Annotated in this window: 21 protein-coding genes; 15 read left to right on the top strand and 6 right to left on the bottom strand. The window is 40.0% G+C overall.

The genetic code is table 11. The annotated features are described in order from the left end of the window. The first annotated feature begins 68 nt into the window (after positions 1-68). The 7 genes from UXI14_RS07995 (at position 69) to UXI14_RS07965 (ending at position 11,192) form a co-directional block, all read left to right on the top strand. Positions 69-878 carry a glycogen/starch synthase gene (locus tag UXI14_RS07995; RefSeq protein ID WP_277899849.1) on the top strand — a complete coding sequence of 270 codons (810 nt, stop codon included), beginning with the start codon at positions 69-71 and terminating at the stop codon, positions 876-878. A gap of 13 nt (positions 879-891) precedes the next feature. Then, positions 892-2,541 (top strand): DUF4270 domain-containing protein, encoded by a 1,650-nt coding sequence (locus UXI14_RS07990; RefSeq protein ID WP_335965689.1) that lies wholly within the window; start codon positions 892-894, stop codon positions 2,539-2,541. Positions 2,542-2,557: 16 nt separating this feature from the next. Further along, complete coding sequence (gene glmS, locus UXI14_RS07985) at positions 2,558-4,405, top strand: glutamine--fructose-6-phosphate transaminase (isomerizing) (RefSeq protein ID WP_277899847.1); 1,848 nt, start codon at positions 2,558-2,560, stop codon at positions 4,403-4,405. An 86-nt stretch (positions 4,406-4,491) separates the two neighbouring features. Continuing rightward, positions 4,492-7,239, top strand: coding sequence for a TonB-dependent receptor (locus UXI14_RS07980; protein WP_335965688.1), 2,748 nt, complete (start codon positions 4,492-4,494; stop codon positions 7,237-7,239). A 22-nt stretch (positions 7,240-7,261) separates the two neighbouring features. Next, positions 7,262-8,758, top strand: a complete 1,497-nt coding sequence (locus UXI14_RS07975) for an SGNH/GDSL hydrolase family protein (RefSeq protein WP_335965687.1) — start codon at positions 7,262-7,264, stop codon at positions 8,756-8,758. Between the two features lie 556 nt (positions 8,759-9,314). After that, entirely contained in the window at positions 9,315-10,823 is a 1,509-nt protein-coding gene (atpD, locus tag UXI14_RS07970) for a F0F1 ATP synthase subunit beta (protein WP_277899844.1), read from the top strand. A gap of 90 nt (positions 10,824-10,913) precedes the next feature. Next, positions 10,914-11,192, top strand: a complete 279-nt coding sequence (locus UXI14_RS07965) for a F0F1 ATP synthase subunit epsilon (RefSeq protein WP_335965686.1) — start codon at positions 10,914-10,916, stop codon at positions 11,190-11,192. A gap of 57 nt (positions 11,193-11,249) precedes the next feature. Here the strand turns inward: UXI14_RS07965 and UXI14_RS07960 are convergent, their stop codons facing one another. From UXI14_RS07960 to UXI14_RS07945, 4 genes are all read right to left on the bottom strand, one after another. Continuing rightward, positions 11,250-11,453 carry a helix-turn-helix transcriptional regulator gene (locus UXI14_RS07960; RefSeq protein WP_277899842.1) on the bottom strand — a complete coding sequence of 68 codons (204 nt, stop codon included), beginning with the start codon at positions 11,451-11,453 and terminating at the stop codon, positions 11,250-11,252. A 2-nt stretch (positions 11,454-11,455) separates the two neighbouring features. After that, positions 11,456-12,013, bottom strand: a complete 558-nt coding sequence (locus UXI14_RS07955) for a DUF2975 domain-containing protein (protein WP_335965685.1) — start codon at positions 12,011-12,013, stop codon at positions 11,456-11,458. Positions 12,014-12,121: 108 nt separating this feature from the next. Further along, positions 12,122-12,802: a response regulator transcription factor gene (locus tag UXI14_RS07950; RefSeq protein WP_335965684.1), complete on the bottom strand. Its 681-nt coding sequence runs from the start codon at positions 12,800-12,802 to the stop codon at positions 12,122-12,124. 24 nt (positions 12,803-12,826) lie between these two features. Further along, a complete protein-coding gene (locus UXI14_RS07945) occupies positions 12,827-14,194 on the bottom strand; it encodes a HAMP domain-containing sensor histidine kinase (RefSeq protein WP_335965683.1) in 1,368 nt (455 codons plus the stop codon). Between the two features lie 136 nt (positions 14,195-14,330). Between UXI14_RS07945 and UXI14_RS07940 the strand changes: the two genes are divergently transcribed. Next, complete coding sequence (locus tag UXI14_RS07940; RefSeq protein WP_277899838.1) at positions 14,331-14,747, top strand: hypothetical protein; 417 nt, start codon at positions 14,331-14,333, stop codon at positions 14,745-14,747. 71 nt (positions 14,748-14,818) lie between these two features. Further along, entirely contained in the window at positions 14,819-17,296 is a 2,478-nt protein-coding gene (locus UXI14_RS07935; RefSeq protein WP_335965682.1) for a DUF5916 domain-containing protein, read from the top strand. On the opposite strand, the gene UXI14_RS07930 is transcribed toward UXI14_RS07935, so the two are convergent. After that, positions 17,291-17,830, bottom strand: coding sequence for a GNAT family N-acetyltransferase (locus UXI14_RS07930; protein ID WP_335965681.1), 540 nt, complete (start codon positions 17,828-17,830; stop codon positions 17,291-17,293). The two genes, UXI14_RS07935 and UXI14_RS07930, sit on opposite strands and share 6 nt — an antisense overlap. After that, positions 17,815-19,596: a PDZ domain-containing protein gene (locus tag UXI14_RS07925; RefSeq protein ID WP_335965680.1), complete on the bottom strand. Its 1,782-nt coding sequence runs from the start codon at positions 19,594-19,596 to the stop codon at positions 17,815-17,817. Before UXI14_RS07925 ends, UXI14_RS07930 begins: the two co-directional genes overlap by 16 nt. Positions 19,597-19,699: 103 nt before the next feature. Here UXI14_RS07925 and UXI14_RS07920 point away from each other — a divergent pair, with 103 nt between their 5' ends. From UXI14_RS07920 to bioB, 6 genes are all read left to right on the top strand, one after another. Then, positions 19,700-20,872 carry a pyridoxal phosphate-dependent aminotransferase family protein gene (locus UXI14_RS07920; protein WP_335965679.1) on the top strand — a complete coding sequence of 391 codons (1,173 nt, stop codon included), beginning with the start codon at positions 19,700-19,702 and terminating at the stop codon, positions 20,870-20,872. 38 nt (positions 20,873-20,910) lie between these two features. Next, complete coding sequence (gene bioD, locus UXI14_RS07915; protein WP_335965678.1) at positions 20,911-21,561, top strand: dethiobiotin synthase; 651 nt, start codon at positions 20,911-20,913, stop codon at positions 21,559-21,561. A 141-nt stretch (positions 21,562-21,702) separates the two neighbouring features. After that, positions 21,703-22,971 carry an adenosylmethionine--8-amino-7-oxononanoate transaminase gene (gene bioA, locus UXI14_RS07910; RefSeq protein ID WP_335965677.1) on the top strand — a complete coding sequence of 423 codons (1,269 nt, stop codon included), beginning with the start codon at positions 21,703-21,705 and terminating at the stop codon, positions 22,969-22,971. Positions 22,972-23,010: 39 nt separating this feature from the next. Further along, positions 23,011-23,598: an SET domain-containing protein gene (locus UXI14_RS07905; RefSeq protein WP_277899831.1), complete on the top strand. Its 588-nt coding sequence runs from the start codon at positions 23,011-23,013 to the stop codon at positions 23,596-23,598. 196 nt (positions 23,599-23,794) lie between these two features. Then, positions 23,795-24,952 (top strand): beta-ketoacyl synthase N-terminal-like domain-containing protein, encoded by a 1,158-nt coding sequence (locus tag UXI14_RS07900; RefSeq protein WP_335965676.1) that lies wholly within the window; start codon positions 23,795-23,797, stop codon positions 24,950-24,952. Positions 24,953-25,226: 274 nt separating this feature from the next. After that, entirely contained in the window at positions 25,227-26,327 is a 1,101-nt protein-coding gene (gene bioB, locus UXI14_RS07895) for a biotin synthase BioB (RefSeq protein WP_277899829.1), read from the top strand. The last annotated feature ends 148 nt before the right edge of the window (positions 26,328-26,475 follow it).

Below are 26,475 nucleotides of genomic sequence, written 5' to 3'. Positions count from 1 at the left end.
ACTAATTAGGCATATTTTTTGTATTTTTGCATGCTTTAACCCTTAGTCTAAAGAAACAAATTGATTTTATGACAGACAAAAGAGTATTATTTGTCGCTTCTGAAATGGTTCCTTATTTACCTGAAAATGAAGTGTCATCAATGGCTTATGAGAGTCCAAGAATGGTGAATGACAGAGGAGGACAAATACGAATCTTTATGCCTCGTTTTGGTAATATTAATGAAAGAAGGCATCAACTGCACGAAGTAATTCGCTTATCGGGAATGAATTTGGTGGTAAACGATATGGATATGCCGCTTATCATTAAAGTTGCCTCTATTCCCAAAGAAAGAATCCAAGTTTACTTTATAGACAACGAAGAATACTTTAAAAGAAAGGCAACTTTTACCGATGAAGAAGGTAATTTATTTCCCGACAACGATGAACGCGCAATTTTCTTTGCCAAAGGGGTTGTGGAAACGGTAAAAAAACTCAATTGGAATCCAGATATTATCCATGTTCATGGATGGATGGCTTCTTTATTGCCGTTGTACCTTAAAAAATATTACGCAGACGAGCCCCTTTTTGCAGAAAGTAAAATAGTTACGTCTGTATACAACAAAGGTTTTGAGGGAACGTTAGATAAAGAAATGTTGGCGAAAGTTAAATTTGATGGTATAGAGGAAGGAGCAATAAAAGCACTGGAAGACCCTACGTACAGCAATGTTTTAAAAGTTGCCGTAGATCATTCGGATGCGGTAGTTGTTGCCTCTGAAGAACTCCCCGACGACCTAAAAAAACATATCGACTCGCTTTCAAAACCAGTACAGCCTTATGTTTCAATTTATGAATTTGAAGAGGCGTACAATCAATTTTACGAAACAAAAGTATTAAGTTAATCCAGCGGATACAATGAAGAAGATTTTTAAAGGAAGTTATATGCTTACGGCACTACTTGTAACGGGTAGTGTTATTTTTTTTACAGCATGTGAAAGAGACTACAATACCATTGGCGTAGACCTTATAGACGATGGAAGCACGGTAACAAATAGTGTAAAATACGATGTGTTTACCTATAACCGAAAACTGGAAAGTGTAAGGACAGATGGCCTTACGGCCTATCAACTGAGCGACTTTAACCAGCCCGTATACGGACTTGAGCAAACATCGTTTGTGGGCCAGATGCTTTTAGGTACGACTGATCCAACTTTTGGAGAAAAGAGCCAGATCGATGAAAATGCCGAAGGACAGGAAAACGAGCGTGCAACGGCAGTATATTTATACATTCCTTTTTTCAGTACGGCGTTAACCGATACCACCGATTTGGAGGAAAATGAACCAAAACCCTATCGTATAGATTCAATTTACGGGAACCGAAACACGCCTTTTACGTTAAAGGTACAGGAATATACCAAGTTTTTACGTGACCTTGACCCCGGGTCAAATTTTCAAGATGCCCAGGAATATTTTTCAAGCGAAGACCCTACGTCTTTTGTGACTACTGTTTTGTATGAAGACAGTTACACAATAGACGAAGAGGAAATTTTATTTTTTAACGGGGAAGACGATCCCGATACTGAAGATGAAGACGAATCGGTTACCGTTCCTTCAGAAAGACTTTCACCTGGAATATGGGTTGAATTGGATAAACAATTTTTTCAGGAAAAAATATTGGACAATGAAGGGGCGAGCGTTTTGGCCAGTCAGAACAACTTCAAGGAATTTTTGCGCGGGCTTTATATTTCCATGGAATCTGCCAACCACGAACTGGCAATGCTCTTAAATGTAGCAAACGCATATGTAGAAATTCAATATGACTACGATACAACAAACGATGATGATGAAGCCGTTGTGGAAAACTCGACTTTTAAGTTAAGCTTGAACGGTAACAAGGTAAATTATATAGATGAAGCCGCATATCCTGCCAATGTTTTAGATCAGTTTAACAATGCCAATGCTTCAAATTTATATGTACGGGGCGGAAGCGGGACATATGTAGAGTTGGACATGTTGGGCGGTCAAGACCCCGATGTTGCATTTCAAGAAGCCGAAGAAAATGATTGGTTAATAAACGAGGCAAACCTTGTTTTTTATGTAGATGAAGAAAGCCTGACAGAGGAGTCAAAATTAACCCTGCCAAAACGATTGTATTTGTATGATCTTAGCAATGAAAGGGTTTTGGTCGATTATAATAATGTTTTGGACACAAATACAGGTATAGATTCTACCACTAAGACTATATTTGGGGGTATATTGGATGCAGATAATGAAAAAGGGATCCAATATAAGTTTAGGATTACAGAATATATAAATGATATTATCCGTAAGGATTCAACCAATACACGATTGGCCTTGACAACGACTAATAGTATCTTAAACTCAACGAACGTTTCAGCATATAAGGTTCAAGATGGTAGTGCAGAAACCGACGAAGACCTAAAAATAAAAATTCCCCAAGCCTCCATACCAAACCAATACGGAACTGTGTTGTTTGGAAACAATGCAGGTAATGATAAAAAGTTACAATTAGAAATTTTTTATACCAAACCAAAAGAAGACTAAATAAAACTTAAAAAAAATGTGTGGAATTGTAGGTTATATAGGTGCACGGCAAGCATATCCAATTATTACCAAAGGCCTTGAAAGGTTAGAATACAGAGGGTATGACAGTGCAGGGATTGTTCTTTACGATGGTGAAGACACAAATTTGTGCAAAACAAAAGGGAAGGTAGCCGATTTAAAAGCTAAGGCAGAAAGCGAAAATACAACCAATGGAAGTATTGGCTTGGGCCATACCCGTTGGGCAACGCACGGTATCCCAAACGATGTAAACGCACATCCGCATTATTCAAATTCCGGGAACTTGGTGATAATCCATAACGGAATTATAGAAAACTACGGATCTATAAAAAAAGCACTCCAGAAAAGAGGCTATAAATTTGAGTCTGATACCGATACCGAGGTGTTGGTGAACTTAATTGAGGACATCAAAAAAAATGAGAACGTAAAATTAGGAAAAGCAGTTCAAATAGCTTTAAACCAAGTAATAGGGGCTTATGCGATTGCAGTTTTCGACAAATCTAAACCCGATGAAATAGTAACGGCTAAATTAGGGAGCCCATTGGCCATTGGTGTGGGCGAGGACGAATTTTTTATCGCCTCCGATGCTTCTCCTTTTATTGAATATACCAACAATGCCATTTATCTGGAAGACGAGCAAATGGCCATCGTCCGTCTGGGACGCGATGTTAAAATACGGCAAATAAAAGACGATAAGGCGGTAGCCCCATATGTGCACGAGCTTCAGTTGAGCCTTGAGCAAATTGAAAAAAATGGGTACGACCATTTTATGCTGAAAGAAATCCATGAACAGCCCGAAGCGATAAAAGACACTTATCGGGGGCGTTTAAGGATAAACGAAGGCATTATAAAAATGGCCGGAATAGAAGATAACCTTGAAAAAATATTAAAGGCCAACAGGATAATTATTGTGGCCTGCGGGACATCGTGGCATGCTGGTTTGGTGGCCGAATATATTTTTGAAGACTTGGTGCGTATTCCCGTTGAGGTCGAATATGCATCAGAATTTAGATATAGAAACCCCGTAATTACTTCAAACGATGTGGTTATTGCCATATCGCAATCTGGGGAAACTGCCGATACACTGGCTGCTATAAAATTGGCCAAACAAAACGGAGCTTTTGTATTTGGCGTATGCAACGTGGTAGGATCTTCTATCGCAAGGGAATCCCATGCAGGGGCCTATACGCATGCCGGACCAGAAATCGGGGTAGCTTCAACCAAAGCGTTTACAACACAGATTACTGTTTTAACATTGATCGCCTTGAAGTTGGCACAGTCTAAAGGGATGCTTTCCAAAACAGAATTTCAGCAATACCTTGCAGAAATGGAGGCCATTCCTGCCAAAGTGGAGAAATGTTTAAAAATAGACGACCATGTAAAATATATTTCATCAATATATAAAGACTCTCCTAATTTTCTGTACTTGGGAAGGGGTTACAACTTCCCGGTAGCATTAGAAGGTGCTTTAAAGCTTAAGGAGATTTCTTATATCCATGCGGAAGGATATCCGGCCGCCGAAATGAAACACGGGCCTATTGCCTTAATTGATGAACAGATGCCGGTTGTAGTAATTGCTACCAAAAAAGGGCATTATGAAAAAGTGGTAAGTAATATTCAGGAAATCAAATCCAGAAAAGGAAAAATCATCGGAATTGTTACCGAAGGCGATGAGGAAGTTCGTTCAATGGCCGATTTTGTCATCGAAGTGCCTGAAACATTAGAAGGCTTGACGCCATTGTTAACTACAATTCCACTACAATTGCTTTCTTATCATATTGCAGTGATGAGAGGGTGTAATGTAGATCAACCCCGTAATCTTGCAAAATCTGTAACGGTTGAGTGAATGAGTGATAATTTCGTAATTTTTTAATTAAAAAGTTACGGAATTGAAAAAATATGTATATTGTTCTTATCAAAAACTAACATATTATGATAAGAACAATTTTTTTTGTGCTCACTTTTCTCTTTAGTGCATTGGGAGTTGCCCAGACTACTATTTCCGGAAAAGTGGTTGATGAACAAAACCAGCCCATTCCCGGAGCAAATGTGCAAGTGATGGGAACAACAGTTGGAACCGTAACCGACTTTGAGGGGAATTTTTCACTATCAATAGAAGATGAATATCCGCTCAACATTAAAATTTCTAGTATTGGCTTTGTTCCGCAAACGATTGCGTTGTCAACGGCACGGTCATTACAAATTCAACTAAAAGAAGAAACGACCAACTTGGGAGAAATCGTTATCTCGGCATCGAGGACACCCGAACGTATTTTTGAGTCGCCCGTTACAGTGGAACGATTTGGCCTGAAAGAAATAAAAAATACGGCTTCTGTCGATTTTTACGATGGCCTGGAAAATCTTAAGGGGGTAGATATCAATACCAATAGTTTAACCTTTAAATCAATTAACACCCGTGGATTTGCGGCTTTTGCCAATACACGTTTTGTCCAGTTAATTGATGGAATGGACAATGCGGCACCGGCCTTGAATTTTCCTTTGGGTAATTTATTGGGAATGACAGAGATAGATGTGCAAAGCGTGGAATTATTGCCCGGTGCATCGTCTGCCTTGTATGGAGCCAATGCGTTTAATGGAATTTTGTTTATGCGGAGTAAAAGCCCGTTCGATTTTGAAGGAATAAGCGCTTATGCCAAATCGGGAATGACATCACAAGAAGCTGCCGGAGATAATGTTTTTTGGGACTTGGGAATACGCGTTGCCAAAAAGTTTTCTGATAAATTTGCCGCCAAAGCCAACTTTTCTTATTTAAAAGGAACCGATTGGTTTGCGGTAAGTCAAGAAAATGTACTAAATCCGGGAACTGGTCGTGAAATGCCCGATTACGATGGGTTAAACGTATATGGCGATGAGGTAAGCACCAATATTCGCGCTGTAGGTATTGCCCTTGCAGAAAACGGGATCATTCCGGAAGGAGCGTTTAATTTACTGCCCAATGAAAATGTAAGTAGAACAGGTTATCTTGAAAGCAACTTAACAAATTACGAAGCAGAGAGCGTAAAGTTTGATGCAGCGTTACATTATCGCCCATTTGCCGATGATTTGGAAATTATTTACCAAGGAAAAATTGGTAAGGGAGCTACTATTTATCAAGGTTCCAATAGATATTCATTGAAAAACTTCTTCTTGCAACAACACAAAATAGAAGTCCGTAATAACAATTTTTTTGTAAGAGGATATATGACCGATGAGGATGCGGGAGATTCCTACGATATGCGATTCACCGGGATTAACGTAAATCGTTATTGGAAGGGAGACCAACAATGGTTTGGCGAATATGCAGGTGCATATGTGCAAGCAACTTTAAGTGGGGCATCCAGCGAACAAGCGCATACAATTGCCAGGCAAACGGCCGACACAGGCAGGCTTATTCCAGGGACGCCGGAATTTCAACAGGCATTTAATACCGTAACTACCAATCCCGATTTGGCTTCCGGGTCTCAGTTTAGGGACGGATCGCAATTGTACCATGCAGATGCCAATTACAACTTTTCGCATTTGGTTGATTTTGCCGACATTCAAGTGGGCGGTTCTTTTAGGACGTATCGTTTGAATTCCTTCGGAACTATTTTTACTGATTACGATGGCCCCATAAGTTATAATGAATTAGGGCTGTATACGCAAATTCAAAAACAATTAATGGATGAGCGGTTGAAGCTTACCGGTTCGTTGCGTTATGATAAATCCGAATTGTTTAACGGGCAGGTAACGCCCCGTTTTTCTGTGGGATATACAGCAGGCGAAAATAGAAACCACAACTTTAGGGCATCTATACAAACGGCCTTTAGAAACCCGACCACACAAGATTTATATATTGGGTTAGATATAGGAAGGGCTATATTGGTAGGTTCGGCCGAAGATAATCTGGACAGATATGTACGCACCTTTGACGTAAATAATCAAGCAGCCAACGGCGGAAACCCTACTGCAACCATAAGTGGAAGAAATGCTTACGAAAATTCATTTTCCGCAGCTTCGGTCCAGGCAGGTGCTCCGGTAGCTTCAGATGTCGATTTGGTAAAACCGGAACAGGCCATTGCATACGAGATTGGCTATAGAGGTCAATTAGGGAAAGTAAGCATTGATTTAAGCGGGTATTACACCGATTATACCGACTTTATTGCCACTCAAAATGTAGTTGCTCCATTATACGGAGAAGTTGGAGACAATTCGCAATCATTGGTAGCCATACAAAGTGGCGACTATAAAGTGTTTCAAACCTACACCAATGCAAAATCCGGCGTACAATCGTATGGAGCTTCTATTGCTGTTTCGACTAAAGTTTTTAATGGATTTGATTTAAGCGGAAATTACACCTATGCCGATTTTGATCAAGACGATCCCGAATTTAGAGCGGGATTTAATACGCCAAAACATAAATTCAAAGCTTCTTTTGGGCATACAGAACTGGTGAAGAATTTTGGGTTCAACTTTAGTTATCGGTGGAGCGATGCCTTTTTCTGGCAGGCAGGTTTTGGCGATGGAAACATCCCTTCGATTACGGTTATGGACGCACAGTTAAACTATACAGTGCCAAGCATAAAATCTATTTTTAAGGTGGGTGCTGCTAACCTGTCTGGAGAAGAATATTACACTGCTTACGGAACAGGGTTAATAGGAACACAACTCTACGTGTCTTGGACAATCAATAACTTTTAAGCTAATTTTAATACGATATTTTATGAATACCAACTATATAAGTTTACTATTGCTGTTGCTTTTAGGATTATATTCCTGTAGCTCTGATGACGATTCCGGAACAATGCACGGTCCTGAAGAAGAATATTCTGCCGGAGCAGCCGATTTTTCAAATTATGTGTCGGTGGGAAATTCCCTAACCGCTGGATATACCGATGGGGCTCTTTTCATTGCCGGACAAACAAATTCGTTGCCCAATATATTGGCAACACAATTTTCTTTAGTGGGAGGAGGAGAATTTAATCAGCCCTTAACGAACGGTAATTTGGGAGGATTGCTTTTAGGGGGTAATCCTTTGCCCGGATTTGAAAACCGACTGTATTTTAATGGCTCGGGCCCGGCACGCTTACCGGGCATGCCAACTACCGATATATCGCAAATACTTTCGGGGAACTATAATAACATGGGGGTCCCGGGTGCTTTGAGTTATCATTTGGTAATACCGGGGTATGGTAATATCGCCGGGCTACAAACTGGGAACGCCAATCCCTATTTTGTGCGTTTTGCGTCAAGCCCATCAACCAGCGTTATTGCCGATGCGGTTGCGCAAAACCCTACTTTTTTTAGCCTTTGGATAGGGAACAATGACGTGCTGGGCTATGCTACTGGCGGGGGCGTTGGTATAGATCAAACGGGCAACCTTGACTTTGCCACCTATGCCACCAACGATATTACCGATCCAGATGTGTTTGCGCAAATGTATGCCAATATTGTTTCTCAATTGGTGCAAAACGATGCTAAGGGAATTGTGGCCAATATTCCAGACATAACATCGATTCCTTATTTTACAACCGTGCCTTATAACGCCATTCCTTTAGATGAAAATACTGCCGATGCCATTAATGGGGCTTACGCTGCATATAATGGCGGATTGGTGCAGGCGCAAGGTTTTGGTTTGATTACTGCTGAAGAAGTAGAAAAACGGACGATTAATTTTAGTGCCGGACAAAATGCAGTTGTATTGATAGACGAAGATTTAACCGATTTAACAGGTGTAAATCCTGCCTTGATAAATATGCGGCAGGCAACCGAGGAGGATTTGATACCCCTGCCGGTGTCTTCTGTTTTAGGTACACTGGCCGACCCGAACAATCCGCAGTCTGTTATTGGCGTTGGTGTTCCGTTAGACGACGGCCAGGTATTGATACCATCTGAACAAATGCACGTAAAAACCGCAACACAGGCATACAATGCCACAATACAGGCGGTTGCAGAACAGCATGGATTGGCATTGGTGGATGCAAACGCAATATTAACCGCATTGTCTCAAGAGGGCGGGGTGCCTTTTGATGAATTTGTTTTGAACGACGATCTGGTTTTTGGGGGCGCCTTTTCGTTGGATGGGATCCATCCAACGGCAAGAGGGTATGCCTATCTGGCCAACAAATTTCTAGAGGCCATCGAAGTTGAATATGAGGCTACTTTACCAAGATTGAAGGCGGCAGACTATAATACGCTTTACCCAGCACAATTACCATAAAAAAGGAGCAGGGCATTGAAAAGGAAGGCTTCCCGTTTGCCATGCCATATGGGCAAGGAAGCATTCTAGTGCTTTATCCGATAAACACCGGGGTCGCTGCGTGAGTAAAAAGCATAAAAAGAACAAATTTGTTATAAAAGTATGCACCAAGCCAACGAGTGTGCTATGAACAATAAAATGTAAAGCGGTGTTATGTTCTTTGTTGGTAAAAGTAAAAAAGCCTTGGCTGCTAGCCCTGATTGAGCCAACTACCCCGCCCCAATCGTGAGCATCGGGGCGTGTAGTGGGGGAAGCAGGCAAATACTAAAATAAATAAGCGCATAAAAGATGCTTCTGACAAGAATGTGAAACGGGAAAAACAGGGCGGGAATATATTTTTTGGACAAGCGGTATAACCCTCAAAAAAACAAGCTGATAGCACAGGAAAAAAAAATGTTTAAATCGGGTTATTTTTTCAATTAAAAATATATCTTTGCACCGCAAAAAAAGGATGATTAAAATTATTTTTATGAATCCTTTTCTGCAAATAATAAGCTTAACATTAAACACTTAAGTAATGTCTAAAATTACAGGTAAAGTTGCACAAATTATTGGTCCGGTTGTAGACGTAGCATTTGAATCGGGATCTGAATTGCCAAAGATTTACGATTCTTTGGAGATCGAAAGAAAAAATGGTTCTAAATTGGTACTTGAAGTACAGTCTCATATTGGGGAAGATACGGTAAGAACTATTTCAATGGATTCTACTGACGGGTTGAGTCGGGGCGTAGAGGTACTTGCTACCGGAAACCCAATACAAATGCCAATTGGCGACGATGTTTATGGACGTTTGTTTAATGTAATTGGAGATGCCATTGACGGTCTTGGAGAATTGCCGAAAGCCGGAAAAGATGGTTTGCCAATTCACAGGGAAGCACCAAAATTTGAAGATTTAACAACTTCTACAGAAGTACTTTATACGGGTATTAAAGTAATCGACCTTATTGAACCTTATGCAAAAGGAGGTAAAATTGGTCTTTTTGGAGGTGCCGGTGTAGGAAAAACGGTACTTATCCAGGAGTTGATTAATAATATTGCAAAAGGTCACGGAGGTTTATCTGTTTTTGCCGGAGTTGGTGAAAGGACCCGTGAAGGAAATGACCTTTTGAGAGAGATGTTGGAATCTGGGATTATTAAGTACGGAGACGATTTTATGCACTCTATGGAAGAAGGCGGCTGGGACTTGTCTAAAGTTGATAAGGCGGCTATGAAGGAGTCTAAGGCAACTTTTGTTTTCGGACAGATGAACGAACCTCCAGGAGCGCGTGCGCGTGTAGCTTTGTCTGGATTGACTATTGCCGAATTTTTCCGTGATGGAGCAGGCGATGGCCAAGGTAAGGACGTACTTTTCTTCGTAGACAACATCTTCCGTTTTACACAAGCAGGTTCAGAGGTGTCTGCACTTCTTGGACGTATGCCTTCTGCGGTAGGTTACCAGCCAACATTGGCCACCGAGATGGGAGCAATGCAAGAGCGTATTACTTCAACAAAAAGAGGTTCCATTACTTCGGTACAGGCGGTTTACGTACCTGCGGATGACTTAACGGATCCCGCCCCTGCAACAACATTTGCCCACTTGGATGCAACTACGGTGCTTTCCAGGAAGATTGCCGAGCTTGGTATTTATCCTGCGGTGGACCCCTTGGAGTCTTCTTCAAGGATTTTGGCCCCCGAAGTTTTGGGTAAAGATCACTATGCTTGTGCACAACGCGTAAAAGAGCTTTTACAACGCTATAAAGAATTACAGGATATTATTGCCATTCTTGGTATGGAAGAACTTTCTGAGGAAGATAAAATGGCCGTATCAAGAGCAAGGCGTGTACAACGTTTCTTATCGCAACCTTTCCATGTTGCCGAGCAGTTTACTGGACTTAAAGGGGTGTTGGTAGATATTAAAGATACCATTAAAGGCTTTAACATGATTATGGATGGTGAATTAGACCACCTTCCTGAAGCTGCTTTCAACTTAAAAGGAACTATTGAAGAGGCGATTGAGGCCGGAGAGAAAATGTTGGCTGAAGCATAATTGGTTTGAAGTTAATAGTTATATGTCAATAAGGTAGTATTTTTCTTGTTGATAAATAACAATTGACAATTAACAAATAAACAAATAAGTATGATTCTTGAAATAGTAACCCCCGAGGCCACATTGTTTAAAGGAGAAGTTACTTCGGTTGTTGTGCCGGGCGTAGACGGGGAATTTCAAATGTTGGATAACCACGCGCCTATTGTATCTTTATTGGGCAAGGGGAACGTGAAAATCTATGGAAATATTCAATTAGGGAAAGAAGTTGCCTCTAAATTTTCGAAAGGCGAAAAGGGGATAACCTTATTGCCAATAAACAGCGGAACCGTAGAAATGAACAACAATAAAGTGATTGTTTTAGCTGATTAATTTAGCATAAACAAACAAAAATATATAAAAAAACGTCCCGCAATTGCGGGACGTTTTTTATTGGTTGTATTCCAAAATATCACCCGGTTGACAGTCTAACTCCTTGCATATAGCTTCTAAAGTTGAAAACCGGATAGCCTTAGCCTTTCCCGTTTTTAAAATTGAAAGGTTTGCGGTCGTGATGCCTATTTTTTCGGCAAGCTCATTGCTCTGCATTTTTCGTTTGGCAAGCATTACATCAAGATTAATAATTATGGGCATAACTAAATGGTTAAGTCGTTTTCGGTTTTAATAATGTTACCTTCTTTGATCAATTTTGAGATTAGCATAAAAAAGAATGCCGGAATAAAAATGGGAAATAGCAAAGAAGTTAATTTTCCAACGAATAGTCCTAAATTGTATACCCATCTAATTGTATAGTCATTGGCATTAGATATTTCATAATTAGTCTTATAAGGGAAAAATATTAGAAAGACCGTTAATATGGTCAAACCAATTATAATTAACCCAAAGGCTATTTTTCTCAATTGCTTTCCATTTTTTTCGGTAAAAACAAATTCTTTTCTAAAATCCAAAATGACTTTTCTAAATAAATTTAAAAGGTAAAACAAAAGACTCATTACTAAAATAGTAATACAAAAAACAATGATATGTGTTAATGGGGTGTCACTTTCTGATAAATGAATGCCAAAAAAATAATCGTTGTGGATTTTATCAAATTTTTCTGCAAAATGAATAATTTCTCCAATAGTTAAAAAGAAAATTAATATTTGAAATACAAGTAGCATTATATGTAAAATGTTTGATATCTGTTTCATCATGACACATGGTTTAAAAAATGAAATATATACAAACATAACATATAATTATTGAAAAACAATAATTATTTATTGAAAAAGGGATAATATGTAGTTTTTCTGCTTTATGAATTAATCAGTTAAAAACCGAAACCCAATACCGCGAAGACTTTCAATTTGAATGGATCTGTCTGCTGAAAGGTATTTTCTTAACCGGCTGATAAACACATCCAAGCTCCGCCCGGAAAAGAAGTCGGTTTCTTCCCACAAATGATTGAGAATGTCTTCCCGGCGTATAACCTGTTTCTTGTTTTGATATAAAAAAATCAAAAGCTGAGCTTCTTTTTCGGTAGGTGTCTTTTCTGAGTCCGAAGTTTTAAGCAATAAATTTTTAGGCTCAAACGTGTATTTCCCAATGGTGTATACTTCGGCTTTAATTTCACTAATAGGGGGTTTGCGTTTCAGTATATTTTTTATGCGAAGAATAAGTTCATCGGCATCAAAGGGTTTGAGAATGTAATCATCGGCACCAAGTTTCAGCCCCGTTAAAATGTCTTCCTTCATTTTTCGGGCCGTAACAAAAAGAAAGGGCAATCCAGGATATTGAAGTTGAAGCTTTTGTGCTAATGTAAAGCCGTCTTCTTCAGGCATCATTACATCCAGGACGAGTATACTAAAGGTGCTTTCTTTTAAAGCTTCGCGTGCCTCAATACCATTAAATACCCGTTGAACCTTAAATTTGTTTAATTCCAGGTATTGCTTTAGCAAATCGCCCAAGTCCAGATCGTCTTCAACTATTAATACCTTAATCATTGTTTTATGAATAATTATTATTGCTTAAACGGGGATTTTTAAAACAAATGTACTTCCCTTTTTTGTGCTGTTCTTTATATAAATAGCCCCTTTTAAGGCTTTCATGATCTGTTTGCAAAAGTAGAGGCCGAGCCCCAGTCCTTTTATATCGTGCCTGTTGCCTTGCGGGATACGGTAAAATTTATCAAAAACCCTTTTTTGTTCGGGAGCCGGGATTCCATGTCCATAATCTGTAACTTCAATAAAGTAAAATGTATCCTTGGCATAGGATTTTATTAATATTTCTGTTGCTTCCGGACTGTATTTTACGGCATTTTCCAACAGGTTTTGGACAACCCTTTCCATTTGATGGGCATCTGTTGTTAAAATGAATGTGTCTGGATATATTTCATTTTTTAAATCATGTGTCGGGGTATTAAAATCAGAGATAACATCTTTTAAAAGCCGAACAATGTCTATTTTCTTTTCTTCTATTTTTTGTGGCCCCAAAGAGCTTTCTGTTACCCGGTCTACAATAGTCTGTATACGTATGTTCTGCCGGGATAGGGCGTTTACAAGCCCTCTTGCCGAGGGTGAGTTTTGAAAAGCGCTTTCTTTTTCCAGTGATTTTGTAATGAGGTTGAGCGAAGTAAGCGGAGTTTTTAATTCGTGGCTTATATTATTGGCAAAATCGGTTTTTATTTCTGCAATTTTCTTTTGTTTGATAAGAGAACGGTACATATAGAAAAACAATAAAATAACCGAAAAAATTAGTACAATACCGGCAATGAGTACCCCAAACATTTTCTCCCATATTTTCTGTTGAAAATTGGAAATATCCATGTCGGTTGTTTGATGATGCTTATAAAAATAATTAAGGTTTTTGTTGACGGAATCCTTCTTTTGGTCGGCAGACGACTGTACAATGCCGGTGCTAATGTTGAAAGCATTTCCTTGAATAGCATCTCCGAAGAAAATAATAGGATTTTCGGTAGCTTTTAGCAGTGTGTCGTATATTCCGTTGGTCTCAAAAATAATCTGGGTTATTTGCGCACGGAGGCGGATTTCTTTTAAAATGGGGTAATCTTCGAACTGTGATTGCAAATAAAGCTGACTTAATTTCTGAATGGAATCTGCCATAAACTTAGTCTTTGACCGAAATTGCATTAATGTAATGCTGTCATTTACTCTTTGAAGGCAGAGGTTTTTAAATTCATCAAAAAACTGTTCTTCAATTGAGTCCATTTCGGTTGATTCAATAACTGGGGCAATTTGTTTTTTAACCTCGTTGATGTAGGTTTTAGAGTTAAGCTGGTATGTATTTTGAACGAGGTAGTATTGAATTGACACGAGCCCTGCCAATACGAGCAGGCAAAAAAACAACAAAAATTGTATCTGCTTTTTCCGTTTCATTCAACTACAAAAATAAGCAACTTGATAAATTACGTAATTACTAAATGGAGGCGTTAACCCTTCGTTAACCTTCGGTTAACCCATTTTGTTAGGCGTGTTGTAGAAATTTGCTTCAAGAACTTTAAAATTAAGTATCATGAAAAAATTAATTTTTGCCTTTGCACTTTTGTTCCTTTCAGGAGGATTGTGGTCGCAAACCACTTCGGTTTCAACTTCAACAAGTAAAAACTCATATGTATCAATTTCTAAGAGCGAAACCACCTCTGAATATAATTTTAAGGCTTCGTTTGATAAAGAAAACACCGCAAAAGTATTACAGGTTATAGAAAAAAATTTAGGAGCCGCAATAGAAAAAAGTGACCGTTTTGCCTATTGGGAAGGAACGGGCTACACTTTGCAACTGCGCCAAGGGAAAGTAAAAATTGAAATACAAAAAGAAGAAACAACAAAATCTTTTCAACTAAAAATGGAGGACTTGAGCGAGCAGATTTCCGAAATACTGGGTCATGAAGATGCGCCACGACCACCAAGGCCACCCAAGACAAATGGATGAAATTAAACTTTTTTCTTTTGCCACTGTAACAATGACCCTTTTAAATTGTCTTTAAAGAAACAGAGCCATTAATGAAATCCCTAGCTTTAATTTTGCTGCTTTTTAGTTTGCAAATTGCCGTTTCTCAAGAAACAGATACCATTCCAAGGAAAAAGATAAATGCCATGCGAATTACCGAAGCTCCAAAAATTGACGGAGTTTTGGACGAGGCGGTTTGGAAAGATGTGCCCATTGCCACAAATTTTGTAGAACGCATGCCCAATAACGGAGCACCGGCTCCAGATAGTTTGCGTACCGAAGTAAAAATATTGTACGACGATCTCGGTATTTATTTTGGTGCGGTAATGAAGGACCCCGAAATAGATAAAATTGCAAAAGAACTTACTGAAAGGGACGATTTGGGCAACGACGATTTTTTCTTTATTCTTTTAAACGGCTATAACGATCACCAGCAGAGCTTTGAGTTTGTAGTTACGGCTGCTGGGGTGCAATGGGACTCTAAAATTACCAACGACAACGAAGACTCTTCGTGGAATGCGGTTTGGTATAGCGATATTAGGATAAACGAAACCAATTGGACGGTAGAGATATTTATCCCGTATTCTCAATTACGTTTTCCCGAAAAAGACGTCCAACTTTGGGGGTTGAACATGGAACGGGAGTTTCGCCGAGAGCGGAAGCGTTTTAGTTGGAACCATGTTGATAATTCCAAAGGTGCCTTTTTAATTTATGATGGCGAATTGCACAATATAAAAAATATCAATGCCCCCTTGCGTTTGTCTTTTCAACCGTATGTGTCTTCATACGTAACCAGTTTTGATGGCAAAACCGAGGTGAATTTCAATGGGGGAATGGACTTAAAATACGGTATTACCGATGCTTTTACGCTGGATATGATTTTAATCCCCGATTTTGGACAAACAAAATTCGACGAGCGCGTGCTTAACCTTACCGCTTTTGAAGTGCAATACGATGAACAGCGGGCTTTTTTTACCGAAGGCACTGAGTTGTTCAGCAAAGGAGATTTGTTTTATTCGCGCCGTGTAGGAAGCGCTCCAACTGGCGATGTGGATTTAAACATACACGAAGAAATAGTAGAAAATCCCGCAACAGTCGATTTAATAAATGCCATGAAAATTTCCGGAAGAACCAATGGCGGGCTAGGGATTGGTATATTTAACGGGATTACCGAGCGTACTTACGCCCAGGTAAAAGATAGTATAAGCCAAGAAAAACGAAGCGTTTTGGTAGAACCGTTGACAAACTACAATGTTTTGGTGCTCGACCAACGTTTTGGCGGTAATTCTTCAATTTCTTTTGTAAATACCAATACCACGCGCGAAGGTGATTTTAGGGATGCAAATGCCTCGGGACTCTATGCTGATATTACCAACAAGAAGAATACCATGCGCTATTGGGGCCGGGCCGAAGGAAGCTGGGTAATGACCAACCATACGCAATTTGGTATTGAAGGCGGTGCCGGGCTTTCTAAAATTAGCGGAAGCCATCGTATGTCGGGCGAAGTAAATTTTAGGACCAAAGATTATAATATTGACGACTTGGGTTACACGGGAAGGACCAATTATATTAATTATTACGGATATTACGGGTTCAGGTATTTAAAACCAAAAGGAGGACTGAATAACTTATACCTTAATTTTAACCTTAATTTTACCCGCAGGTTGGAACCCGATTTGTACAATGAATTCAACTTTAATTTTAATTCCAGCTTTACCACAAAAAAGTTTATCTACTTTGGTGGTGGTTTTGAAACAACCCCTTTTGGGGTTAACGATATTTACGAGCCCCGTGAAGAAGACCGGTTTGTAAAGGTGCCTGGTTATTACGACGGATGGGCTTGGTTTGAAACCGATTACAGAAAGAAATTTGCCATGGGGCTTACTTACGACTGGTATGTGTACAGCGAAGGTTGGAGGGATGAAAAACGGATTGATTTTTATCCGCGCTATCGGTTCTCTGATAAATGGAAATTGTTTTTAACCACCAACATTATTTTAAACAACGAAGACCGGGGCTATGTAAATAATCTGGACGGCGATATTATTTTTGGCCAACGGGACAGGAATACAATTGAAAATGCCATAGAATCGCAATATATTTTTAACAATGTCATGGCGCTCAACCTTTCGTTTCGGCATTATTATTCGGATGTAAGCTATGAAAAGTTTTTCACGCTGGATACAGATGGAGATTTAATCTTGAACCCCGATTACCATGAAAATCATAATACCACTTATAATAACTGGAATATAGATGTGCGTTTTTCATGGTGGTTTGCTCCCGGAAGCCAGTTAACTTTATTGTACCGCAATGCCATTGAAAGTTACCAAGAAGAAGCCGTGCACGATTTTAACAGGAATTTCGATAACCTTTTCAACGAGCCTCAATTGCACAGTTTATCCCTTCGGATTAGCTATTTTCTAGATTACAATCGGGCCAAAAGCTGGTTTGGAAAGAAAAAAAATATACCCAATACAGCACAGGCTTCGGTATATGCAGACAAAAGAAAGTACAGGATGAAATTATAATTGCAATTTTAATAACACCCATTCTTGTTGGTTGGTTTTATAGGTCTTTATGTTTATAAAACCAATTGAAAAATGAGCTCCCAAAGAACGTTTATTGGTAGCATCAACTTCGGTAACAATGCAATTAAAATCTGTTTTCAAAGCCATGCTCATCTCTTTGTATAATTGTTTAAAAATACCTTGCCTTCTAAAATCCTTATCGATGCATATTTGCCCCATGACCATGTAGTTTGTATTTGCCAACACCTTGTCCAAGATTTTAAACATGGGTTTTAATACCTCGATTTTATCTTTAAAATACGGGTGCATGGCCAAGGCATACCCAACCACACAATGATTGTATTTGGCTATAAAATGAGCACATTTCCCGTTTAATTGCTTCAACATTTTATAAGAATGGACAACAGTAACAAAACCTTCGTTTCTTTTTTCTTCGGAAGTTAATTTGTCAGGAAGGTTTTCTTGTTGAAGCTTTAGTATTTGCGCTAAATCGATTTTAGATGATGCCCGGGAAAATTCTATTGCTTCAACCACGTTTCCCTGTGCTTTTCAATTTTTCTTTTGGCTTTTTCATTAAATGAAATATGGTAGGTAGGATCGCTTTGTAGTGTTAAATTCGTTGTTTTTTCTTCTCCGTACCGACTGTATTTCACTTTAATGACATCGCCTACCTTTTTTTCTGAAATAATTTTATCTATGGTTTGAGCATTATCTACCGTTGTGCCATCAATAGCAAGAATAACATCGCCATTTTCCAGTCCGGCCTTGTACGCGGGGCTTTCTTTTTGTGCGTTTCGGACAATGGTGTTGCCTTTTATGTACATTCCGGTGTATGGTTTGTTTTCATCTTGGGTAAAATTAAAACCAACACTTTCAAACAAAACAGCATAATCGGGCATTTTACTTTTATAAATATAATTGTTGAAAAAATGGTCAGCAAAGCTTTTCCCGGCATATAGGCTTAAATTAAAATGAAGGTCGTCTATTGTATAGGGATCTTCTTCAATGCCTTGTGCTTCCCACATTTTTCGCATAAAATCGTCTAGGTTCAATCCGTTTTGCCGTAAAGAGAGGTCTAATGCCAAACCGAGCACACTTCCGTAGGAATAATAAGAAATAAACGTGTTTTCCCGGTTAACGGGATCGACCGAGGTAGCCGCATCTACAAAAGGCGCTTGATAACTCATCTCGATAGGATTAAAATATTCGTGCGCCGGTGAATTCCATACATAATTAAAAGTACCGTTCAACCGTTTTGCATATTCTTCGGGGCTTATAATGCCTGCACGGCATAAAATTAAATTGGTGTAATAACTGGTAAACCCTTCGGCAAACCACAATTCGCCACTCATATTTGCTTTGGAAAAATTAAAAGGTTCCAGACTTTTTGGCCGAAGGCGCTCTACGTTCCACGAATGAAAATATTCGTGAGAAACCGTACCTATATTTCCATCCATACCGCCGTTGGCAAGGCCTTCCCTATCGGTTAAAATGGTAGAATTTCTATGTTCCATACCATCTCCGCTAGCATTGGCAACATAGCAGGCAAGAAAGGTGTATTTACCATAATCATAATCCGGAAGTGCCCCGAATACATCTTTTTCGGCCAAGACAATTCGTTTTACCTTTTCAAAATAAGTGTCCAAAAGAGCTTCAGTGCTATTGTCGTGCAAAACAAATTCAATGGTGTAATCTTTTCCATTAGAATCAACCGTAAAAGATCTCTTTTTGTAATTGCTTATTTCCGTAGGGCTGTCAAAAAAATATTGAAAATTTGGAGCAGTATACGTAAATCCTTCTTTGTTGGGCAGCTGTGTGGCCACTTTCCAGTGTAGGTCTTCCCGTACATTAAAGGTAACTTCAACCGGATGGCTAAAAAAAGCATCGGCATACATAAACGTAGCCGGTATATTTAAATGCGCATGTGTTTCGTCAATTTGGCTGTAGGTCCCATCGCCACGGTTCCCAAAAAGCGTATAATTTACGGTGGTTGCCCCTTTCGGGTTTACCAAAACCCACTCGTAAGGATTATGGCGGACAATTTTCAAGGTATCGCCTTTTTCATTTGTGGCAGTCACGCCATAGACATTTTTTGCAAATTCGTGCAGCGCATACCTTCCCGGGGAGCTTCTGCTCATTCTAATATGCAAAGAATCTGATGAAGTTTTTGGGAAAACCACAGAAATTTGCGCTTCGTGGTGCACGGCATTTTTAAACGAAATAGCATATTTTACAGGAGTTTGGGCATTTACCAAAAACGAAAGTAGAAAAACCAGGGAAGTGCAAATTGTCTTTTTCAAGGGTACAGGCTTTAAAATGGTTATTAAATAAGTAGATTATGGAGCTCAAGATACCAATTTTAATTTTTGGATGTGTAATTTTACACTTGTAATTTGTAGGGACATGCAACAATTTCCGAAGAAACTATTGAAAAAAATACGGCAAAGACAAGACGAAAATGCACTTCGGAAATTACCTGAAGACTGCTTGAAAGTAGACTTTTCTTCTAATGATTATCTGGGGTTTTCGCGCTCGGCAGAAATTTTTAAACAGACATCTTCCTTACTCGAAGAAAGGAAAATTATGCAAAATGGCGCCACGGGTTCGCGCCTGCTTACCGGAAACCATCAACTTTATACCGAAGTTGAAGCATTGCTGTGCGATTTTCACGATGCTGAAGCTTCACTGGTGTTTAATTCTGGCTACGATGCCAACATTGGCTTTTTTGCCTCCGTTCCGCAACGTGGGGATGTAGTTTTAGTTGATGAATACATCCATGCCAGCATTCGCGACGGCTTGCAAATGGGCAATGCCAAATCTTTTAAATTTAAGCATAACGATTTAAACGATTTAGAGTCAAAATTGAAAAAGCATACCCAAATAACCAGAGGTGATGTCTATGTGGTAACCGAGTCGGTTTTTTCAATGGACGGCGATTCCCCCGATTTGATAAGTCTGATTGTTTTGACAAAAAAATACAACGCACATTTAATTGTAGACGAAGCTCATGCCATTGGGGTATTTGGAGGTTCCGGGGAAGGTTTATTGCAGGAATTACAGCTTCAAAACGAGGTCTTTGCTAGAATTATAACCTTTGGAAAAGCCCTTGGGTGTCATGGAGCGGCCATTTTAGGGAGTGTTGAGCTTAAAAATTATTTGGTTAATTTTGCACGGAGCTTTATTTATACCACCGGGTTATCTCCACATTCCCTAGCAACGATTTTTGTCGTTTATCAGGAATTAAAAAAGCGGCATACAGATTCATCATTCAAAAAAAATAAACAAAAATTACTGGACAATATAGCATATTTCAAGCATGAAATTGCTAAAACTCATTCCCCGGGATTACAATACATTTCAAGTCATTCGGCAATACAGTGTTGTGTAGTTCCCGGCAATGAAAATGTAAAAAAAACAGCGGTCGAACTGCAACAAAAGGGATTTGATGTTAAGCCCATTTTATCGCCAACAGTAAAAAAAGGAGCAGAGCGTTTGCGCTTTTGCATGCATAGTTTTAATACTTTTGACGAAATTTCTGTAGTTTTAGACCTGTTAATGACCGCAAATTGCAGGTGATTTTGTAAATTAGATTAACACTACTAACAGTACCAACTATGAAGCCTAGATATTTTGTAACGGGAATTTCTACTGAGGTAGGAAAAACGATTACATCTGCAATTATTGCCGAAGCTTTGGAAGCAGATTATTGGAAACCAATTCAGTCGGGAGATCTGGACAATTCAGATACGCATAAAGTAAAAGCATTAATCTCCAATACGCAAACTAAATTTCATCCTAATAGTTATGCGCTAAAAGTGCCCATAAGTCCGCATGCGGCAGCTGTAATAGATAGCATTCATATCGACATTGATAAAATAAAATTGCCCGAGACTGCAAATACATTGGTAATTGAAGGCGCCGGAGGTTTATTGGTCCCTTTGAACGAACAAAATACCATTATGGACATTATAGCGCCAGATTACAAAATAATTGTAGTTTCCAGACACTATTTAGGAAGCATCAACCATACACTTTTAACCGTAAACCTATTAAAACAGCAAGGTTTTGATGTGGCCATAATTTTTAGCGGTAAAGAACACCCAACAACCGAACAAATTATACAAAAAATGACGAATGTTCCGGTTATCGGTAGAATTGATGAGGAAAAAGAATTTACACAAGAAACCATTCGTAAATACGCCAAAAAGTTTGCTAAAAACTTGACAGAATTTTCCAAAGATATTCTATCGAATAAAGTTTCCTAAATGGTTATCGCCATCAAAAATGGATTCTATTATATAAAAATGACTGATTTTTTGCTTCCATAAAAAGTTAAATGAGTACATAGTTTTTTTTGCTGAATAGAATACGCATCTTTGTTGTGTATTTTGTTTAAATAATAGCAAATGGCACTTTCAGAAAGAGACAAAAAACACCTTTGGCACCCATTAACACAGCATAAATTACACCCCGATAGTATTGCAATTACCCATGCAAAGGGTGCTGTTTTGTATACCGAAGACAAACAAGAATATATAGACGGGATTGCTTCTTGGTACACCTCGGCATACGGGCACTGCAATGCTTATATTGTGGAACGGGTAAAAAAACAAGTAGAAACGCTCGATCAGGTGGTTTTTGCAGGACTTACACACGAGCCTGCGGTGCGCCTATCAGAAAAACTTATCGGGATTCTTCCCGACAATCAAAACAAACTATTTTTTTCTGATAACGGTTCTACTTCGGTTGATGTAGCCATTAAAATGTCGCTTCAGTATCATTTTAATCAAGGAGATAAGCGCAATGTGCTAATTGCTTTTGAAGAAGGTTTTCACGGCGATACTTTTGGTGCCATGTCGGTTTCCGGGCTTTCGGTATACAATGGCCCATTTGAAGAATTTTTCCTTTCGGTAAAACGTATTCCCGTACCAAATGGGAAGAACAATCACGAAGTATTGCATAGGCTACAAACTATTATTGCAGAAAATAACGTAGCTGCTTTTATATACGAGCCTTTGGTACAAGGAGCCGCCGCCATGAAGATGCACGATGCATCGGGGCTCGAATTATTGATAAAAGAATGCAAAAAGCAAAACGTATTGACCATTGCCGATGAGGTAATGACAGGTTTTGGCAAAACCGGGAAATATTTTGCTTCATTGCACTTAAATACATATCCCGATATTATGTGCTTGAGCAAGGCCTTAACCGCTGGAATGGTGCCCATGGCCATTACCAGTTGTACAGAGGCAGTATATCAGGCATTTTATAGCGACGATATTGGTAAAGGGCTGTTTCATGGCCATACATACAGCGCCAATCCTGTTGCTTGCGCCGCCGCCATAGCAGGAATAGAGTTATTGCAATCGGAAGAAATGCAGCAGCATATCCAACGGGTTATCAAATCGCATCAAAAGTTTGACAAGCACATTAAAAGCCACCCTAAAATTGCCCAGACAAGACAATGTGGGATTATTTATGCAATGGATTTAAACCTGGAAATGGAACGGTACGGAAACCTTCGCGATAAACTATTGAATTTCTTTTTGAATAATAAATTGTTTATGAGGCCTTTAGGGAATACGATATATATTGCGGCACCTTATGTGATAACCGATGAACAATTGCAAAAAATTTATGATAAAATTGAATATTTGATTGAAAAAATACTATAAATTAGCTATAGAAATCAAAACTTATTTGCTTATCATTCAATGATTCATCCGCATACCGAGCTGCGATTTATTTCTGATGAAATAGGTCATGGCGTTGTGGCTACACAATTGATTCCCAAAGGAACAATTACCTGGGTTCAGGACCAACTGGATGTTGTGCTTACCCCTGCCCAAGTTGCCAACATGAGCAACGATTACCAACATATTATAGACTACTTTACCTTTAGGAATAACAAAGGCGAGTATGTATTATGTTGGGACATGGCAAAATTTGTAAACCATAGCTTTAAAAGCAATTGTTTGACCACTCCATACGACTTTGAGATTGCCGTCCGGGACATTTACCCCGGCGAAGAACTTACAGACGATTACGGATATTTAAACATAGCCAGGCCATTTAAGGCAAAAGACGAGGGCACCAAACGAAAAATTGTTTATCCGGACGATCTGTTAAAATACCACGCCGTTTGGGACGAGGTTTTAAAGGAAGCTTTCCGGCATATCAATGCGGTTAACCAGCCTTTGTTTAAGTTTCTAAATGAAAGCATGCTGAAAAAAGTGCGCAAAATAGAAAAGGGAGAAGCCGTTCTGGATTCCATACTTACCTGTTATTACGCCGAAAAATAACAGTATAAACAACCTTATTTTTAGCTATTGCCACCAAGTTTGTCTGTATACTTGGCGGTGATGCACTTATTTGCATAGACCGACCCTAAACAAAAGCCTACCTTGTAATCAAATACTTTTATTAATTCTGACTTTGTTATAATAATTGAACTCAGGTTAGTAGCTTTGCAGATGCAAAATGTAGACTGAATTATAGATGAAAACTAAAATTGCCATTACGGCACTATCTTCAATATCCGCGCTTGGCAGTACTGCACGGGAAACCTGGAAAAACTATTTAAACAACCACCATTTTTTAACCGAAAAAGATTTTGGCACGCACAAGGCATTGGTGGCGGCACTATCGGGCGGGAGTAAAACCGAGATAGAAGCCATTAGGGCATCTGATGTTAAATACAAAAGCCTTGACAACTCTGTATTGTATGCAATGCAGACGGCCCGCAAAGCCGTTGAACAGGCAGGTTGGAAAAAGGGCGACAACTTTGGTATCAATATTGGGTCTTCCCGTGGGGCAACTTCGCTGTTTGAAAAGTATTACCAAGAATATTTAACCGATAAAAAATCGAGCACACTTGCTTCGCCTACCACTACCTTGGGCAATATTTCTTCTTGGCTGGCGCACGATTTGCAATCTCAGGGACCTGAGCTGTCGCATTCCATTACCTGTTCCACCGCGCTGCACGCACTGGTAAATGGTGTGGCGTGGATTAAAAGCGGGATGAGCAACAAGTTTCTGGTTGGCGGGAGCGAGGCTTCGTTAACGCCATTTACCATAGCCCAAATGAAGGCATTGAAAATCTATGCCGAAAATCCGCAGGATGATTACCCCTGTAAGGCATTGGACTTGAACAAAAAACGCAACTCCATGGCACTGGGCGAAGGCGCCGCCGTTGTTTGCATGGAAGCAAACCCAAGCGGGGAGGCATTGGCCTATGTAGAAGGGGTTGGTTACGCTACGGAGGTATTAAAGCATAACATTTCTATCTCCGAGGAGGCCGAATGTTTCCAGAAATCCATGAAAATGGCACTAAGGAACACCGATCCCTCTCTGGTAGATGTTGTTGTCATGCACGCGCCGGGTACCATTAAGGGAGACAGTACCGAAGTAAAGGCGATTGAAAAGATTTTTGGGGAAGACATGCCCGCTCTTACTACCAACAAATGGAAAATAGGACATACGTTTGGAGCGTCGGGAATGCTGAGCCTGGAACTGGCCGTATTGATGATGCAGCACCAAGCGTTTATAAAGGTACCTTATATTGAACACAAAAAAATGCCCGGGCACATAAAAAAAGTGCTTGTAAATGCAGTAGGGTTTGGGGGAAATGCGGTAAGCGTGCTGCTTTCGGTATAAAGTATAGATTGGGCAAATATATGTTTTGTGAGGAGGTTCAGGTTGTAGGGTAAAGGCTTGAATCTCTTTGAGGAATTTATTGATTTGATAATAAATTATGAGCTGATCTTAACGTAACCCGAAATGAATTACTATTTTTGAACCTGTAAACCGAATTGGCTTAGGGATTGAGTGCATGTTTGAGCTTTCCCCGACATTTTCGTTGGGGAAGCGAGTAACGAAACCCGCCTCCCGACATTTTCTGTCGGGAGGAAGCCCCGAAAAATTAGTTTCTATGAGTGCGATAAGACACAACTGGACCAAGGAAGAAATATTGGAAATATATAACAGGCCGTTAATGGAGCTGCTCTACCAAGCGGCAACGGTACACAGGGAATACCACGACCCGAATACCGTACAGGTGTCTACCTTGCTCTCTATTAAAACCGGGGGCTGCCCGGAAGACTGCGGTTACTGCCCACAGGCCGCCAGGTACCATACCGATATAGAGGGGAACGACTTAATGACGGTACCGCACGTAAAGGCACAGGCACTGCGCGCAAAAGCCGCGGGGAGTTCGCGCGTTTGCATGGGAGCGGCATGGAGAAATGTAAAAGATGGGCCCGAGTTTGACCAAGTGCTGGAAATGGTACGCACCATAAACAAACTGGAGATGGAGGTGTGCTGTACGCTGGGCATGCTTACCGAAAATCAGGCGCAGCGCTTGGCAGAAGCTGGGCTGTATGCATATAATCATAACCTGGACACATCTGAAGAATACTATAAAGAGGTAATTTCTACGCGTGGTTTTGAAGACCGCCTGCAAACCATAGACAACGTACGCAAAACCAATGTTACGGTTTGTAGTGGGGGCATTATTGGTATGGGCGAAAGCGTTGAGGACCGCGCAGGCATGCTGGTTGCTTTGTCTACCTTGAGCCCGCAGCCAGAATCGGTGCCCATTAATGCGCTGGTAGCCGTAGAAGGTACCCCAATGGCCAACGAGAAGCCCGTGGAAATATGGGAAATGATACGCATGGTAGCCACCACCCGTATTGTTATGCCACAAACACAGGTGCGCCTCTCGGCAGGACGCACAGAGATGAGCCGCGAAGGGCAGGCCATGTGTTTCTTTGCTGGGGCCAACTCTATTTTTGCCGGGGACAAGCTGCTTACCACGCCAAACCCCGACGTGAGCGAAGATATGCAGATGTTTAAAATGCTGGGGCTTAACCCGCAGAAACCATTTGTTAAAAAAGCACAGCCAGAAACGGTCGAAGCCACGGAATCTAAACTTCAAGAGCTTGGAGAAAACCCTAAATGGACACGCCCCGGGCATAAAATCCAGAAAAACGAACTGGCCAAGGAAGAAGCCCAAAAAACCAAGGCCATATAGCTACCGTCTGGACACATCTCTAAAAAGTATCCATCCTTGTATTATGGCGGAGAATTTTTGAAGTTCGAGCCAAAAGGTGGTTATGCCAGGTTTTCTTTGTTTAAGATAGCCCTTCCAGCCGCCTAGTCTTGCAATAGCCCATATATAC

Source organism: Galbibacter sp. PAP.153 (genome assembly GCF_037029175.1).
GTDB classification, from domain to species: domain Bacteria; phylum Bacteroidota; class Bacteroidia; order Flavobacteriales; family Flavobacteriaceae; genus Galbibacter; species Galbibacter pacificus.
Note: the sequence above shows the minus strand (reverse complement) of the source record. Positions and strands in the feature narration are given on the sequence as shown.